General features: G+C 69.2%; 15 protein-coding genes. 9 read left to right on the forward strand and 6 right to left on the reverse strand.

What is annotated here, in order from left to right; genetic code table 11:
* From E1218_RS29160 to E1218_RS29190, 7 genes are all read left to right on the forward strand, one after another.
* On the forward strand, nt 1-377 hold a 377-nt coding region (locus E1218_RS29160), incomplete at its 5' end, for a sunset domain-containing protein (RefSeq protein ID WP_456074231.1).
* Between the two features lie 72 nt (nt 378-449).
* Nucleotides 450-659, forward strand: coding sequence for a hypothetical protein (locus E1218_RS29165; protein WP_132325999.1), 210 nt, complete (start codon nt 450-452; stop codon nt 657-659).
* On the forward strand, nt 659-1,057 hold the full coding sequence (locus tag E1218_RS38285; protein ID WP_132326001.1) for a type II toxin-antitoxin system HicA family toxin: 399 nt from the start codon (nt 659-661) through the stop codon (nt 1,055-1,057). The genes E1218_RS29165 and E1218_RS38285 overlap by 1 nt, the downstream gene beginning before the upstream one ends.
* A gap of 243 nt (nt 1,058-1,300) precedes the next feature.
* Nucleotides 1,301-3,022 (forward strand): maltose alpha-D-glucosyltransferase, encoded by a 1,722-nt coding sequence (gene treS, locus E1218_RS29175; RefSeq protein WP_132326003.1) that lies wholly within the window; start codon nt 1,301-1,303, stop codon nt 3,020-3,022.
* A complete protein-coding gene (locus E1218_RS29180) occupies nt 3,022-4,434 on the forward strand; it encodes a maltokinase N-terminal cap-like domain-containing protein (RefSeq protein WP_132326005.1) in 1,413 nt (470 codons plus the stop codon). The genes treS and E1218_RS29180 overlap by 1 nt, the downstream gene beginning before the upstream one ends.
* An 84-nt stretch (nt 4,435-4,518) precedes the next feature.
* Complete coding sequence (gene glgB / locus E1218_RS29185; RefSeq protein ID WP_132326007.1) at nt 4,519-6,774, forward strand: 1,4-alpha-glucan branching protein GlgB; 2,256 nt, start codon at nt 4,519-4,521, stop codon at nt 6,772-6,774.
* A 31-nt stretch (nt 6,775-6,805) separates the two neighbouring features.
* Nucleotides 6,806-7,681 (forward strand): NUDIX hydrolase, encoded by an 876-nt coding sequence (locus E1218_RS29190; protein ID WP_233712550.1) that lies wholly within the window; start codon nt 6,806-6,808, stop codon nt 7,679-7,681.
* On the opposite strand, the gene E1218_RS29195 is transcribed toward E1218_RS29190, so the two are convergent.
* The 4 genes from E1218_RS29195 to E1218_RS29210 all read right to left on the reverse strand — a co-directional run bounded on the left by E1218_RS29195 (nt 7,674) and on the right by E1218_RS29210 (nt 10,712).
* Entirely contained in the window at nt 7,674-8,504 is an 831-nt protein-coding gene (locus tag E1218_RS29195; protein ID WP_132326009.1) for a phosphotransferase, read from the reverse strand. The two genes, E1218_RS29190 and E1218_RS29195, sit on opposite strands and share 8 nt — an antisense overlap.
* 41 nt (nt 8,505-8,545) lie before the next feature.
* Entirely contained in the window at nt 8,546-8,929 is a 384-nt protein-coding gene (locus E1218_RS29200; RefSeq protein WP_267900336.1) for a DUF4870 domain-containing protein, read from the reverse strand.
* A 132-nt stretch (nt 8,930-9,061) separates the two neighbouring features.
* Nucleotides 9,062-10,339, reverse strand: a complete 1,278-nt coding sequence (locus tag E1218_RS29205) for an RNA polymerase sigma factor (protein ID WP_233712551.1) — start codon at nt 10,337-10,339, stop codon at nt 9,062-9,064.
* Nucleotide 10,340: 1 nt separating this feature from the next.
* Nucleotides 10,341-10,712 carry a YciI family protein gene (locus tag E1218_RS29210; protein WP_132326013.1) on the reverse strand — a complete coding sequence of 124 codons (372 nt, stop codon included), beginning with the start codon at nt 10,710-10,712 and terminating at the stop codon, nt 10,341-10,343.
* Between the two features lie 206 nt (nt 10,713-10,918).
* On the opposite strand from E1218_RS29210, the gene E1218_RS29215 reads away from it, so the two are divergent.
* Nucleotides 10,919-12,361 carry a flavin-containing monooxygenase gene (locus tag E1218_RS29215; RefSeq protein WP_132326015.1) on the forward strand — a complete coding sequence of 481 codons (1,443 nt, stop codon included), beginning with the start codon at nt 10,919-10,921 and terminating at the stop codon, nt 12,359-12,361.
* A 7-nt stretch (nt 12,362-12,368) separates the two neighbouring features.
* Here E1218_RS29215 and E1218_RS29220 read toward each other — a convergent pair whose 3' ends face one another.
* Entirely contained in the window at nt 12,369-13,508 is a 1,140-nt protein-coding gene (locus tag E1218_RS29220; RefSeq protein ID WP_132326017.1) for a citrate/2-methylcitrate synthase, read from the reverse strand.
* Between the two features lie 74 nt (nt 13,509-13,582).
* On the opposite strand from E1218_RS29220, the gene E1218_RS29225 reads away from it, so the two are divergent.
* Nucleotides 13,583-14,749, forward strand: a complete 1,167-nt coding sequence (locus E1218_RS29225; protein ID WP_132326019.1) for a citrate/2-methylcitrate synthase — start codon at nt 13,583-13,585, stop codon at nt 14,747-14,749.
* 4 nt (nt 14,750-14,753) lie between these two features.
* Here E1218_RS29225 and E1218_RS29230 read toward each other — a convergent pair whose 3' ends face one another.
* Entirely contained in the window at nt 14,754-16,136 is a 1,383-nt protein-coding gene (locus E1218_RS29230; protein ID WP_233712552.1) for a hypothetical protein, read from the reverse strand.
* Between the last annotated feature and the right edge of the window lie 55 nt (nt 16,137-16,191).

Here is a 16,191-nt window from a genome sequence, read left to right on the forward strand (position 1 = left end):
CTCCTGATCCCCCTCCTGCCCCCGAGGAGCGTCGGCCTGCGCAGGCTTTCAGCTCGCGGATGGAGCCCGACCGGGTCACCGAGCCGACCCTGTTCGACACCGACGGCGACACACCTGCGACCGAGGCGCAGGTGCATGCCGACGTGCCGCCCGGGCGATACGGTGAGGGCTCAGCCGACGCGGTGCCACACCAGGGCCCGCCGGACGGGTTCACCATCAAGGGCAACGCCCAGTCGATGCTGTTCCACACCCCCGACTCGCCGTACTACGGCCGGACCAAACCACAGGTCTGGTTCCGCTCCGAGTCCGACGCCGAACGCGCCGGCTTCACCAAGTACACCCGCCGCCCCCGGAAGTCGACACCCCCGCGCGACTGACGCACTCGACGACGTCTGGTGCCAGCTCGGTCCTGCGATCGCAGAAATGTACGAGCCTCAGGAGGGCGTACGGTGCACCACGAGATCACTGTTCCCTTCACCATCGAACAGGACGAGAACGGCACCTGGTGTGCGGCGGCGGCATTGAACCCGGACTCTTTCCCCAACGGCGAGGGCGCCACCCGGGAGGCCGCCATCGAGGACCTGAAAGCGGCCATCGCGGTGCTGGCCGAGACGGTCGGCGTTCCCGAGCAGCTGACCGTCACCGTTGAGATCGACTGATGGCAGCGCCGAAGAAGCGGCGCGAGGCTGAGCGGGAGCTGAAGAAACAGGGCTTCGGCGGCAGGGGCAGCCACGAAGTCTGGCAGAACAAGGACGGCAAACCGATCGTCGTACCCACGCACGGTGACGAGATCGCGGCCGGCATTTGGCGCTCGATCCAGCGCCAGACCGGTCAACCGGACCGAATATTCCCCGGCCTCCGCGGACACGGAGAACGCGCAGCGGCTGGCGCACGAGGGTGTCGCCCGCCCTGGGCAGTCGCCGGGCCGCGGATCAGTCGGCCAGGGCCGGCAGTCCGGAAGGAAGTCGAGAGGCTTCCGCCGCGGCCGCGGCGGAAGTTGACCCAGCCGGCGCGGGGTCGTGGGGGTGGTCCGAGGACCCTCCTTATAGGGCGATGAGGCCCCTATTTGCCTGTACTGGCAAAGGACCGTCAGACTGAACGCAACGCCTGGCCGGAACCGCCCATCCACGGCGTCACCACGTCACCGGACACCATCCCGGACACATCGCTGTCTCCCCTGCGACCGAGTACGAACCTCATATCGGGGTATGGGAGCCACTGCGCGTTCGGGATGTCCACCCACACTGTCGCCACGGTCGGTGGTGACAATCCGCAGTACCGCTAGGTTTGGAGACACCCGATGGAGGTGAGCGTGACCGACATGCTGCCGGAGCAGCACCACGGACTGACGAAGAGTGACCCGCTGTGGTTCAAGCGGGCCGTCTTCTACGAGGTCCTCGTGCGGTCCTTCAAGGACTCGAACGCCGACGGCATCGGCGATCTGCAGGGTTTGACCGAGAAACTCGACTATCTCGAGTGGCTCGGGGTGGACTGTCTCTGGTTACCCCCGTTCTACCCGTCACCGCTGCGTGACGGCGGCTACGACATCTCCGACTACACCGGGGTGATGCCCGAGGTCGGCACGATCGCCGACTTCGCCGCCTTCATGGAGGCCGCGCACACGCGCGGGATCCGGATCATCGTCGACTTCGTCATGAACCACACCTCCGACCAGCACCCGTGGTTCCAGGCCTCGCGCACCGATCCGGACGGCCCGTACGGCGACTTCTACGTCTGGTCCGACACCGACGACAAGTACACCGACGCCCGGATCATCTTCGTCGACACCGAGTCGTCGAACTGGACCTGGGACCCGGTCCGCGGCCAGTACTTCTGGCACCGGTTCTACACCAACCAGCCGGACCTGAACTTCGAGAACCCGGCCGTCGGCGACGCGATGATCGAGGCGCTGAAGTTCTGGCTCGACCTCGGCGTGGACGGTTTCCGGCTGGACGCGGTGCCCTACCTGTTCGAGTCCGAGGGCACGAACTGTGAGAACCTGCCGCGCACCCACGAGTTCCTCAAGCGGGTCCGCAAGGAGGTGGATGCGAACTACACCGACCGCGTCCTGCTCTGCGAGGCGAACCAGTGGCCGGCCGACGTGGTCGAGTACTTCGGCGACCGGTCGTCGGGCGGTGACGAGTGCCAGATGGCGTTCCACTTCCCGGTGATGCCGCGCATCTTCATGGGGGTCCGGCGGGAGTCGCGGTTCCCGATCTCGGAGATCCTGGCGCAGACCCCGGAGATCCCGGACACCTGCCAGTGGGGCATCTTCCTGCGCAACCACGACGAGCTCACGCTCGAGATGGTCAGCGACGAGGACCGCGACTACATGTGGGGCGAGTATGCGCAGGACCCGCGGATGAAGGCCAACATCGGCATCCGCCGGCGGCTGGCCCCGCTGCTGGACAACGACGTCAACAAGATGGAGCTGTTCACCGCGCTGCTGCTCAGCCTGCCCGGCTCGCCGATCCTGTACTACGGCGACGAGATCGGCATGGGTGACAACATCTGGCTCGGCGACCGCGACGGCGTCCGGACCCCGATGCAGTGGTCGCCGGACCGCAACGCCTCGTTCTCCACCGCCACCCCGGGCAAGCTCAGCCTGCCGGTGATCATGGACCCGGTCTACGGGTACCAGGCGGTCAACGTCGAGGCGGAGATGGAGAACGCGTCGTCCCTGCTGCACTGGACCCGGCGGATGATCCAGACCCGCAAGCAGCACCCGTGTTTCGGCATGGGTACCTTTACGGATCTGGGGGGCTCCAACCCCAGCGTGCTGTCGTACGTCCGCGAGTTCGGGGACGACGTGGTGCTGTGCGTGAACAACCTGTCGAGGTTCCCGCAGCCGATCGAGCTGGACCTGCGCCAGTGGCAGGGCGTGGAGCCGGTGGAGCTGCTCGGCGGGGTGCACTTCCCGACCATCGGCGAGCTGCCCTACCTTTTGACGCTCGGTGCGCACGGGTTCTACTGGTTCCGGCTGCCGGTGAACAAGCCGGCTGACCACGAGGAGAGCATGTAGTGACTTCCCATCTGGACCAGGTCCAGTCCTTCTGCGCGGGCCAGCGGTGGTTCGGCGAGAAGGGACACGACGTCCATGTCGACGCGATGGCCACCTCGGTGTGGCTGTCCGCCGAGGACGCCTGGCCCGCGGTCCGGATCGGTTTCGTCTACTGCGCCGGTCCGCCCGGGTCGGAGTTCCCGATCCGGGTGTACCAACTGCCGCTCAGCTACCATCGCGAACCGGTCGAGAACCTCGGCCACGCGCTGGTCGGCGAGTGGGTCGAGCAGGATCTGGACGACACCCAGGTCTGGGTGTACGACGCCCTGCACGACAAGGAGGCGACGCCGTACTGGCTGGAGGGCCTGACGCATGGTCGCCGGCTGGAGGGACTGGAGTTCCACCCCGTGCACGCTCCGGACCACGCGACCGTCGTCCCGGAGAACGCGCAGTCGCTGGTCCTCACGGTGGAGCAGAGCAACACCTCGCTGGTGTTCGGCGACGTGGCGCTGCTGAAGGTGTTCCGCCGGCTCGAGCCCGGGAGCAACCCCGGGGTCGAGATCGAGTCGGCGCTGACCGAGGCGGGATCCGAGCTGGTCCCCGAGGTGCTCGGGTCCGCGCGAGGCACCTGGCCGCGCCCGGGCGGCGGCACCGACTCCGGCGAGCTGGCGATGATGACGGTGTTCCAGAAGAACGCGACCGACGGCTGGGCATTCGCCTGTTCGTCGGTGCGGGATCTGTACGCCGAGGGCGACCTGCACGCCGAGGAGGTCGGCGGTGACTTCGCCGCCGAGTCGTACCGGCTGGGCGCGAGCACCGCGCAGGTCCACTCGGAGCTGGCCAAGGCGCTCGGCACCGACGTCTGGGAGCCGGCCAAGCTGGTCGAGCACGCCGCCGCGATGCGCCGGCGGCTGGAGGCCGCCGCGTCGGCGATCCCGGAGCTGGCGCCGCACAAGGACGGGCTGGCGCGGTGGTTCGACGCGCTGGCGGCGTACGACCAGCCGGTCACGGTGCAGCGGATCCACGGCGACTTCCACCTGGGTCAGGTCCTGCGCACGATCGACGGCTGGAAGCTGATCGACTTCGAGGGCGAGCCGGCCAAGTCGCTGATCGAGCGGCGGGCGCTGGACACGCCGGTGAAGGACATCGCCGGGATGATGCGGTCGTTCGACTACGCGGCCCGGTCGCTGCTCGCCGACCACCAAGGCGACCAGCAGATCGCCTACCGGGCGGCCGAGTGGGCGAACCGTAACCAGCAGGCCTTCGTCGACGGGTACGCCGAGGTGGCCGGCAGCGACCCGCGGGAGCACGGTGTGCTGCTGAGCGCGTTCCTGGCTGACAAGGTGATCTACGAGACGCTCTACGAGGCCCGCAACCGCCCGACCTGGCTCCCGATCCCCCTGGCCGCGGCCGCCCAGCTGGCGGAGCAGTAGCCCGGACCGCGTGCCTGTGTACGTCCCGCATCGAGGGGTACGGGAGTTCGGCAGATGGCCGAATGATCGGGCAGGATGGAGTCCATGGGATCGAGCGAGCACAACGCCGGGCCGACCGAGGCTTTCGAGACGCCTGCGGCGGCGACCGAGGAGCCAGTGGTGACAGCGGTTCCGGTGGATCGGACAGTGCTGGAGCAGTTGGTCGGCGGCACCTTCCACGATCCCCATCAGGTGCTCGGGCCGCATCTGGGCGACAGCGGCGTCACGGTTCGCGTGCTGCGCCCGTTCGCCCAGTCCGTTGCCGTGCTGTACGACGGTCAGCGACTCGACCTGCGGCATGAGTTCGAGGGTGTCTGGGTCGGCGTCCTCGATGTCGACAAGGTGCCGGACTACCGCCTCGAGGTGACCTACACCGACGGTCCCGCGATCGAGCTCGACGACCCGTACCGTTACCTGCCGTCGCTCGGCGAGGTCGACCTGCACCTGATCGGCGAGGGCCGCCACGAGCAGCTGTGGACCGTGCTCGGCGCGCACGTCCGCCGGTACGACGGTCCGGCCGGCACGGTGACCGGGACGTCGTTCGCCGTGTGGGCCCCGAACGCCCAGGGCATCCGGCTGACCGCGGACTTCAACTTCTGGGACGGCCGGGCGCATCCGCTGCGCACGCTGGGATCCTCCGGGGTGTGGGAGCTGTTCGTCCCGGGCGTCGGTCCGGGCACGCGGTACAAGTTCGACATCTGCGGCCGCGACGGCGTCTGGCGGCAGAAGGCCGACCCGATGGCCAACCTGGCCGAGACTCCCCCGGCGAACGCGTCGGTCGTGCACGAGTCGTCGTACGAGTGGGACGACGCGGACTGGATCGAGCGGCGGGCGGCGACGCAGGCGTACGCCGAGCCGATGAGTGTGTACGAGGTGCACCTCGGCTCCTGGCGCAAGGGCAGGTCGTACCGCGAGCTGGCCGACGAGCTCGTTGCCTACGTCAACGAGATGGGTTTCACCCACGTCGAGCTGATGCCGGTGATGGAGCACCCGTTCGGCGGTTCCTGGGGCTACCAGGTGACGTCGTACTTCGCGCCGACGTCGCGGTTCGGCGACCCGGACGACTTCCGCTTCCTGGTCGACCGGCTGCACCAGGCCGGCGTCGGCGTCATCGTCGACTGGGTGCCGGCGCACTTCCCGAAGGACGCCTGGGCGCTGGCCCGGTTCGACGGCACGCCGCTGTACGAGCACCCGGATCCTCGCCGCGGCGAGCAGCCGGACTGGGGCACGCTGGTGTTCGACTTCGGCCGGCCGCAGGTGCGCAACTTCCTGGTCGCGAACGCGATCTACTGGGCCGAGGAGTTCCACATCGACGGTCTCCGGGTGGACGCGGTCGCGTCGATGCTCTACCTGGACTACTCCCGGCAGGACGGCCAGTGGGTCCCGAACCAGTACGGCGGCCGCGAGAACCTGGAGGCGGTGTCGTTCCTGCAGGAGATGAACGCGACCCTCTACAAGCGGGTGCCCGGCGTGATCACCGTGGCCGAGGAGTCCACCTCCTGGCCCGGCGTGACCCGGGCGACGCATCTCGGCGGACTCGGGTTCGGGTTCAAGTGGAACATGGGCTGGATGAACGACTCGCTGCGCTACCTGGAGCACGAGCCGATCCACCGGCAGTACCACCACCACGAGCTGACGTTCTCGATGATGTACGCCTACTCGGAGAACTTCGTCCTCCCGCTCTCCCACGACGAAGTGGTCCACGGCAAGGGTTCGCTACTGCGCAAGATGCCCGGCGACCGCTGGCAGCAGCTGGCGAACCTGCGCGCCTACCTGGCGATGATGTGGGCGCACCCGGGCAAGCAACTGCTGTTCATGGGATGCGAGTTCGGCCAGGAGTCCGAGTGGTCCGAGAAGGGCGAGCTCGACTGGTGGCTGCTGGACCACAGCGACCACCGCGGCCTGCAGCAGCTCGTGAAGGACCTGAACGGCGTCTACCGCGGCAACCCCGCACTGTGGCGGACCGACCACGCGCCGGAGAGGTTCTCCTGGATCGACGCGAACGACGCCGGCAACAACGTGTTCTCGTTCGTCCGGTACGGCGACGACGGCGAGTCCACGATCGCCTGCGTCTCGAACCTCTCCGCCGTCCCGCATCACGGCTACCGGCTCGGCCTGCCGTTCCCGGGCACCTGGCAGGAGGCGGTGAACACCGACGCCGACGCGTACGGCGGCTCGGGCGTCGGCAACTTCGGCAGTGTCCAGGCCGACGGTCCGAGCTGGCACGGCATGGAGACCAGCACCGAGCTGTCCGTCCCGCCGCTGGCCACGGTCTACCTGCGTCACAACCCGTCGGCTTGAGTGCTCGAACCCACCGGGTAGCGTTCACCGGGTGACCACCGTGCACCCGCTGACCGATGGTGAGTTGACCCTGCGCCCTTCGCAGGAGGACCAGCAACTGGTCACCTTCGACGTCGAGCACAGCGGAGCGACCGGCATGGTCGAGGTACGGCGGACCACGCCTGGTGTCGGCGTGGTCACCTGGGCGATGGACGGCGGACCCGAGGTCGCGCAGCGGGCCGTCCGGCTGGTGGCCGAGTACGCGTTCACCGAGCTCGGGCTGGAGCGGCTGCAGGTCGAGGTGGATCCGGAGATCCACGCGTCCGCCCGGGTGGCGATCCGGTCCGGTTTCCGGCGTGAAGGGGTCCTGCGCGGTGCGGTGCAGGTGCACGGCGAGCGCCGCGACCTGGCCGTGTACGGGATGCGGAACGACGACCCGCGGCCGGACACGTTGACCGGCTGGACCGCCCTGATGGACTCGGCGCTCCCGAAGAAGCGGGTGATCGCGCACGTGGTCGTGCGGGACACCGGCGGCCGGGTGCTGCTGTGCCAGGTCAGTTACAAGACGGACCTGGAGCTGCCCGGCGGGGTGGTCGAGCCGGATGAGGACCCGGCGACCGGGGCGACGCGCGAGATGCACGAAGAGGTCGGCGTCGCGTTGCCGCTGGTCGGCGTACTCGCGATCGACTGGCTGCCGCGCTGGGAGGGCTGGGGCGACGCCGTCGAGATCCTGTATGACGGCGGCGTGCACGACCCGTCGCTGATCGACACGCTGCAGCCGGACGGCTTCGAGATTCGCAGCATCGCGTGGCATGCGCCGGACGCGCTGGAGGGACTCGTCTCCCCGCTGAACGCGCGCCGGCTGCCGCTGATCCTGGCCGACCCGTCACGGCTCTACAACCTGCGCGACGGGCAGCCGATCAGCTAGGCAGCCGGTTGAGGTTGCCGACGCACCAGCGGTAATGACCGTCGCCCGCGTCGGCGTCGTAGATGGTCGCGGTGGTGATCGCGTACGCCGCGCGGTACAGGTACATCCGCCTCCGGTCGTGCCCGAGCGCCTCGAACCGGTCGAGCAGCAGATTGTCCAGCCGTTGCGCGTCCGGTCCGTACATGTCGAAGAACCCGGCCGCCAGCGCGGCGTCGAAGGTGTTGTCCCCGGCCGTCGAGTAGAAACCCCAGTCGATGACCGCTGCCGTCCGCGGCCCGTCCATCAGCAGATTGGGCTGGCAGATGTCGCCGTGAACGACGCTCAGCCGGCCGGGCTCGACCGTCGCCAGCCGGGTCGTCAAATCCTCGAGCAGCTCGTCGAAGTCGGTGACGTCGCGCCGGAGGTGACGGTGGGACTCGGCAGCCCGTCGTCGTACCAGGGCCGCCAGGGCCTCACCCCAGGACAGGTCGTCGCGCCAGAACGGCTGGTTCAGCACCGGAAGCGCCTTGCTCGCCGGGCCGGGCGTGGTCGGGCCGAGCGCCTCGACCACGGCGACGAACGCATCCAGCGCCTCGCTCTCGGTCAGGCCGGACTCGTTCAGGGCCGTGCCGGTCAGCAGGTGCTCGTCGTGGACGGCCTGCCCGTCGGCGCCCGCGGCGATCTCCCGGATCCGCGGGGTCCGGAACGGGAGTGCCGGCAGTTCGTCGAGGAACTCCTTCAGCGGGCGGACGTCGTCCGGCCGCCGATCGAACCAGATTTTGCGCACCCGGCCGTCGCCGAGGTCGTAGACGGCCCCTTCCATCCCCTGGCCGATCAGTTCCACCCGCGGAACTCTGCCACATCGCGGCTGCCGGCCGGAAACGGTTACCGGATGAGCCGGATGGTCAGCGGGTAGCGGTACTCGCGGCCGCTGGAGGCGGCCATCGTGGCCATCACGATCACGACCAGCGCCGCGACCGCACCGATCAGCACCAGTGGGATGACGATCAGCACGCCGAGGCCGAACGTAATCAGGATCAGCACGACCGCGACCACGGTGTAGATCAGCAGTGACAGCTGGAAGTTCAGCGACTCCAGGGCATGCCGGCGGACGAAGTCGGACCGGTACCGGTACACCAGCCAGATCACCAGCGGGCACAGGAACCCCATCGCGAACCAGGCCGCGACCAACACTCCGACGTGGGCCACCATCCCCCACGTCCGCTCTTCCGAGGCCGACAGCGGCGACCCCGTCCCAGGCGCACTCATACTCCAGTCAAGCACGCCCGGCACGGGCCGTCACAGACTCGTCCGAACCGATCGTCCCGGTAGCCTGGCCGTGAACTCGTGCCTGCGGGACCGGGTCCATCGGAGCAGGCCTGCCCGGGCAGGACCGATGACTCACTCGGGCAGGCCGGCGAGGCGTTGGGTGAGGAAGCGGCGTTCGGCTTCGTTGGCGGTGAGGGTGACCGCCTGGCGGTAGGCGTCGGCGGCCTCCTGCAGACGGCCGAGACGGGCGAGGACGTCGGCACGGGCGGCGGGCAGGTAAGCGTAGGACTTCAGTGCCGGCTCGTTGCCGAGGGCATCCAGCTCGGAGAGGACGGCCTCGAGGTCGGCACCGGGGACCAGGCTGTGGGCGGCGGCGCGGTTGAGTGCGACGATCGGCGTCGGCCAGCTGACCATCATCGCGTCGTACATCCGCACGACCTGCCGCCACTCGGTCTTCTCCCACGACGGCGCCGTCACGTGCAGGCCCGCGACCGCGGCCTGCAACGCGAACCGTCCCTGTCCCCGCTTCAGCGCGGCCGTCGCCCGCGAGACACCTTCCGCCAGCATCGGCGTGTCCCACCGTGACCGGTCCTGATCCGCCAGCAGCACCAACTCCCCGTCCTCGCTCACGCGCGCGTCCCCGCGCGCCTCCGTCATCAACAGCAACCCGAGCAGCGCCTGCGGCTCAGGCTCGTCCGGTATCAACCGCACCAGCAGCCGCGCCAGCTCGACCGCCCGGCCGGTCAGGTCGGCCCGGGTCAGCTCCGGACCGGCCGCCACATGCCCGGCCGTGTACACCAGATGCACGACCGTCAGCACAGCGTCCAGCCGCGTCGGCAACTCCTCGTCGGCCGGAATCCGGTACGGGATCGACGCCGCGGCGATCTTCTTCTTCGCCCGGGTGATCCGTGCCGCCGCCGTCGGCTCGCTGATCAGCAGGTCGGCGGCCACCTCGCGCGTGGTCAGACCGCAGAGCAGCCGCAACGTCAGCGCCACCTGTGAGTCCCGCGCCAGCGCCGGGTGGCAGCAGGTGAACACCAGACGCAGCGGGTCGGTGGGCTGGTCCTCGTCATCCGGTCCGGCCGGGTCCTCCACCAGCAGCGGGAGCTTCCGCCGCAGGTTCGTCTCCCGCCGCATCCGGTCGAGCGCCAGCCGCCGCGCGACCGTGGTCAGCCAGCCGCCCGGGTTCGACGGAATCTCGTCCGGCCAGGACCGCAGCGCCCGCACGAACGCGTCCTGCGTGCAGTCCTCGGCCAGGTCCAGGTCCCGCGTCAGCCGCACCACCGACGCGAGCACCGTCGACCAGCTCTCCCGGTGCGCCCGCTCGACGACGCGGGCGACCTCGACCGCGGACGGCGCAGGGTACGCCGACGACGGGACGTCCGTCGGCGTACCCGGCTGCCGTGTCACGTCAGGCCGGGGGCTGGGCGTCCGCGCCGGTCGGCATCACCGGGCGGACCTCGACGGTCCCGGACGGGCAGAGCTTGGCGAGCTCGAGTGCCTGGTCGAGGTCGCGGGCCTCGATGACGTAGTACCCGCCGAGGGCCTCCTTGGTCTCGATGAACGGCCCGTCGGTGACCAGCGGCTCGGCACCCTCGCGCTGCCGGACCGTGCTCGCGGTGCTGGACCGCTCCAGCGCCTCCCCGCCGAGAACCTGCGCGCCGGCCTTCTCCACCGCCTCCATGAACGCCCCGTGCAGTTTCATCGCCTGCTGCCACTCCTCCGGCGTGACGTTGTCGTACCACTCTTCGCTGTCGAACAGCAGGAACATGTACTGCGCCATCTCCGGCTCCCTTGTGTCGGGCTTGTACTGGACATCTTGCTGACGATCGGCGGCCGGCGGAATCGACAGCACCGGCGACGAATGTCCCAGTCATGGTTCCGGCTCACCTAAGCCGCCCGGCGGATACGAACAGCACCATCGTGCCCACCGCGCGTACTCTTGACCATGTACTCAACAGGCACCCACCAGGAACCCAGGAGGCACTCGTGGAACACCTGGACGTCCTCGTCGTCGGGGCGGGCCTGTCCGGGATCGGCGCCGCCTACCGGTTGCAGACGCAGTGCCCGGACCGGGAGTACGCCGTCCTCGAGGCCCGCGAGAGCATCGGCGGCACGTGGGACCTGTTCCGCTACCCCGGCATCCGGTCCGACTCCGACATGTTCACCCTCGGCTTCCCGTTCCACCCGTGGAAGGCGGCGAAGGCGATCGCGGACGGTCCGGCGATCCTGGAGTACCTGCACGAGACCGCGGCCACCTACGGCATCGACCAGCACATCCGGTTCGGGCAGCGCGTCCTGCGGGCGTCGTGGTCGTCGGCGGACGCGCTGTGGACCGTGGAGACCACACAGGCGTTGTACACGTGCTCGTTCCTGTACGTCTGCAGCGGGTACTACGACTACGACTCGGGTCACGTGGTCGACTTCCCGGGTCAGCGAAAGTTCCAGGGGCAGGTGGTGCATCCGCAGCACTGGCCGGCAGACCTCGACTACTCGGGACAGCGGGTGGTGGTGATCGGCAGCGGGGCGACCGCGGTGACGCTGGTGCCCGCCATGGCTCGTACGGCGGAGCACGTGACGATGCTGCAGCGCTCACCGAGCTATGTGGCGTCCAGACCGGCACATGACTCGTTCTCCGACCGGCTGCGCTCGGTACTGCCGGAAAGACTTGCGCACCGCCTGATCCGCGGTAAGAACGTCGCGTTCAGTACTGCGGTCTACAGCGCGTTCCGGAGGTGGCCGAAGCAGGCTGCGTGGCTGTTGAACCGCACGGTGGCCAAGGAGTTGCCGGACTCGATCCCGCTGGACCCGCACTTCACCCCGCGCTACAAGCCCTGGGATCAGCGCCTGTGCCTGGTGCCGGACGCGGACCTGTTCAAGGTTCTGCGCGACGGCTCGGCCTCGGTGGTCACCGACGAGATCGAGACCTTCACGCCGACCGGTCTGCGGCTGCGTTCCGGCGCGGACCTGGACGCCGACCTGATCGTCACCGCGACCGGCCTGCGCATGGTTGCACTCGGCAACATTCGGCTGACGGTGGACGGGCGGGAGGTGGATCCGCACGACACGTTCGTCTACAAGGGCATGATGCTGAGCGGCGTACCCAATCTCGCCTGGTGCATCGGTTACACCAACAATTCCTGGACGCTCCGCTCCGACCTGAGCTCGCAGTACGTCTGCCGCCTGCTCAACCACCTCACCGCCACCGGCACCAGCATCTGCGTGCCCGAGATCGACCGGTCCGAGTACGACGCACCCCGGCGTCCGGTGGTCGACCTGTCCTCGGGCTACATCCGCCGAGCCGCGCCGCTCCTCCCGCGCCAGGGCACCCGCGGTCCCTGGCGCCTCCGCCAGAACTACCCCCGGGACCTCGTCCTCCTCCGGTTCGGCCCGATCACGGACGAGGCCATGCAGTTCAGGCCGGCCGCCTGACCGGCGACTACGGCACCGGGACAGGCGGCTGGGGGCCGACGTAGGTCGCGATCGGGCGGATGATCTTGGAGTCCATGGACTGCTCGAGGATGTTGGCCGACCAGCCGATCACCCGGCTGACCGCGAAGGTGGGGGTGAACATCGCCCGCGGCAGGCCGCACAGCTCCATCACGACACCGGCGTAGAACTCGACGTTCGCGTAGAGGTTGCGGCCCGGCTTGAGCTCGGCGAGTACGTCGACGATGCGCTGCTCGACCGTGGTAGCGAAGTCCACCAGGTCCCCACCCAGGCCGCGGGCGATGTCGCGCAGCATCAGCGAGCGCGGGTCCTCGGTCCAATAGACCGCGTGCCCGAAGCCCATGATCCGGTCCCCCGCCGACACCTTCTCGCGCACCCAGGAATCGATTCGGTCGGGGCTGCCGATCTCGTCCAGACTGGCCAGCGCGCGGTCCGGAGCGCCGCCGTGCAGCGGTCCGGAGAACGCCCCGATCGCACCGGCGACGGCAGCGACGACGTCGGCACCCGTCGAGGCGATCACGCGGGCGGTGAACGTCGACGCGTTGAACCCGTGATCCACGGTCGCGACGAGGTAGTGCTCGATCGCGGTGGCTTCCACAGCGCTCGGCTCGGTACCGGTCACCAAGTACAGCCAGTTCGCCGCGGCGCCGAGGTCGGCGCGCGGCTCGAGCGGCTGCTGTCCGCCGCGCAGGCGGTACAGCGCCGCCAGGATGGTCGGCGTCACCGCGCACACCAGCATCGCGTCGGCCTTGCGGCGGGCCGGGTCCGCGTCCCACAACGGCGGTAGCGTCCGTACGGCGGCCAGCAGCGACAAGGCGGTGCGGAGGCCGGCCAGCGGGTTGAACGCCGGACCCGCGGTCGCGATCGCCGGCAGAACGGCGCGGACCTCCTCCGGCAGCACCCGCAGCGGGGCCAGCTCCGCGATGAAGCGGTCGCGCTCCGCGGCGGTCGGCAGGTGACCGTCGAACATCAGGAACCAGACGTCCTCGAGCGTCTTGGACTTGGCGAGATCGATCGCCGAGTACTGGCGGTAGTGGTAGAACCCTTCGTCACCGCGGACGTCACCGAGGGTCGTCTCGGTGACGACGACGTTGCGGAGCCCCGGCGGAACATTGATTGTTGTTGACATAGCTTCAGCGTTGACAGCTGATCAACTATTGTCAATGTTGATCCAGTCAACATGAACGCTCGGAGGAGCGCTCGATGAGCCAGCAGAGTGACGAGAATTACCTGACCACCGCGGAGGTCGCGCGCCGGCTGAAGGTGAAGCCGGAGACGATCTACGCCTACGTGAGCCGCGGGATGCTGACGAGTGTCCGAGCCCGCGGCCGGCGCGGCAGCCTGTTCGCGGCCGCCGACGTCGAGCGGCTGGCGAGCAAGTCTGTCGAGCACTCCGGCGTGGTCGAGCAGATCGAGTCCGAGCTGACGCTGCTCCAGGACGACGAGCTGTACTACCGCGGCCACTCGGTCAAGGAGCTCGCCACCAGTTGGCCGGTGGAGTCCGTGGCCCGTCTGCTCTGGACGGGCGAGCTGACCAAGCAGCAACGATTCCCGGCGCCGGGTGACTCGGTGGAGCTCGTTCAGTCGGCGATGAGTGTTTTGCCGGAGTCAGCCCGCCTGACGGACAGGCTGCGGGTGGCAGTCGCCGTACTGGGTGCTGCCGACCCCCTGCGTTTCGATCTCACTCCCCTGTCCGTAGTCACCGCAGCGGAGAAGCTGGTCGGCGTACTGGTGGCGGCGTTGCCAGGCCCGGTGCCGGCGCTCAACCCGCAGCAGGCACTGGGCAGCCGGCTCTGGCCGAAGTTCTCCGACCATCGCCCTCGACCGGAGATCCTGGAGGCGGCGCTGATCCTGCTCGCGGACCACGGGCTGGCGGTGTCGACCGTCGCCGCCCGGGTCGCCGCCAGTGCCAGAGCCAACCTGTACGCCGTCGTGTCGGCCGGGCTGGGCGCGATGGACGGGCAGTACCACGGTGCCGCGCCCACGTTGGCGTACGAGTTCCTCAAGCGCGCACAGGATGACCCGCTGCAGGCGCTGTCGGATCAGCTCAGGTCAGGCGAGCCCGTGCCGGGCTTCGGTCACCGGATCTACCGCGAGCGAGATCCCCGCGCCGAAGCGCTGCTCGGCATGCTCGGCGACCACCCGGTCGTGGAGACGATCCAGGGGCTCACCGCACGGATGCCGTCGTTCCCGAACAGCGACCTCGCGGTGGCCGCGATGATGCACGCCTTCGAGTTCCGCGCAGACGCCGGCGACGCGTTGTTCGCCCTGGCGCGGATGGTCGGATGGACCGCTCACGCGCTGGAGGAGTACGCGGCGCCGGCGCTGCGCTTCCGTGCGCTCGGGATCTACACCGGGCCGGCCGGCTGAGCTCTCAGCTCGCGTCGAGCTTGAGCAGCATCGCCGCGCCCGGAGCCAGCATGACCGGGATCGGCCCGGTCCCGCGCGCGCGGTAGGTCTGCGTGCGGGGATTGAACACTCCGACCGCCGAGACACCGGACAACCGCGGCGTGAGCGTCGCTCGCGCCTCCGCCGAGTGCGACCGGTTGGCGACCAGCACCCAGCGATCGGCCGAGCCGTCCCGCGAACGGAAGGTGCCGAGCACCACCGGCGAACCGGACACGTCGGCGATCAACGACGTCGGCGTGAATCCCACCGTCCCGTTGGGCAGCGGCGTTTCGTTGGCGTGCACAACCGACTCGGACACGAGCGGCTTGAGCTCACGGCCGACCTGATGAAGCCAGGTGGTGTTGATCTGCCGCGAGGCGGCGTACCGGGATGTGCGCCGGCCGTCGACCGTGATCAGCGCCGGGCCGAAGCCTTCACCGCGCGCGGCCTCCGGCGTCCAGTAGGTGAAGTACTGGATGCCCTTCGCGCCGTAGGCGAGGCTGATGTTGACCTGCCACAGCAGCTCGGACGCGGTCGGCTCGCGGTGGTTGTGGTAGAGCAGCGTCTGGATGAACACCCAGGACGGGATGTCGCCGTGCAGCGCGGCGTCGCGGACGATCGCCCAGTTGTGGAAGTAGTTCCCGTCCTCGCGGCCCTCGGACAGCAGCGGGTACCGGTCGAACGAGATCAGCGACGGTTTCACCACGTCGACGAAGCTCCGGTAGTACGCCGGGTCGTCGGACGGGAACAGATTGATGTAGGGCAGCAACGACGGCGCCAGCTCGCGGGAGATCGCGACCGCCTTCGCCAGCGTGCCGAACCAGCCCGCGCCGGGTTCGTCGTACAGGTTGAAGCCGGCCAGCGACGAGTAGGGGCCGTAGGCGTCGCGGGCGCGGATGTAGAGAGCGCGCGCTTCGGCCGGGGTGATGCTGAGATGGTCGGCCGGGTTGTCCGAGATCGAGAACCAGCGGGACATGTTCCGGATCTGGATGTCGTCCGAGATCAGCATCTGCAGGCCGGCGGTCCGGGCGAGGCCGAGCTGGTACTGGAAGATGTTGCCGTCACCGGCGTAGTTGCCGGAGATGACGAAGTCGAAGCCGGCCGCCTTGATCTCGGCGAACCGCGCCGGCGTGCTCTCGTAGGGGTGTGGCGGCCAGAACAGGCCGATCGGGAACTCCGGCCCACCGGTCAACGGCAGGTCGTCCGGCGAGGGGATCGCCGCCTCGGAGGCGCGGGCGGCCGTCGGTGCGGCCGAGGACGGGTCGGCGGCCGCGGCGGCCGGCGCGCCGGCGGCGGTGAGGGCGGCCGCGCCGGCGCCGAGCAGGAGGGCGCGACGGCTGGGGCCGAGGATCTGGTGCGGGCTCTGCATGGTTCTCCTTCACGGGCGGGTGGACGGAGTTCACGGGGCGGGTGCTGTCTCTTAT

Source organism: Kribbella turkmenica, from assembly GCF_004348725.1.
Lineage (GTDB): Bacteria > Actinomycetota > Actinomycetes > Propionibacteriales > Kribbellaceae > Kribbella > Kribbella turkmenica.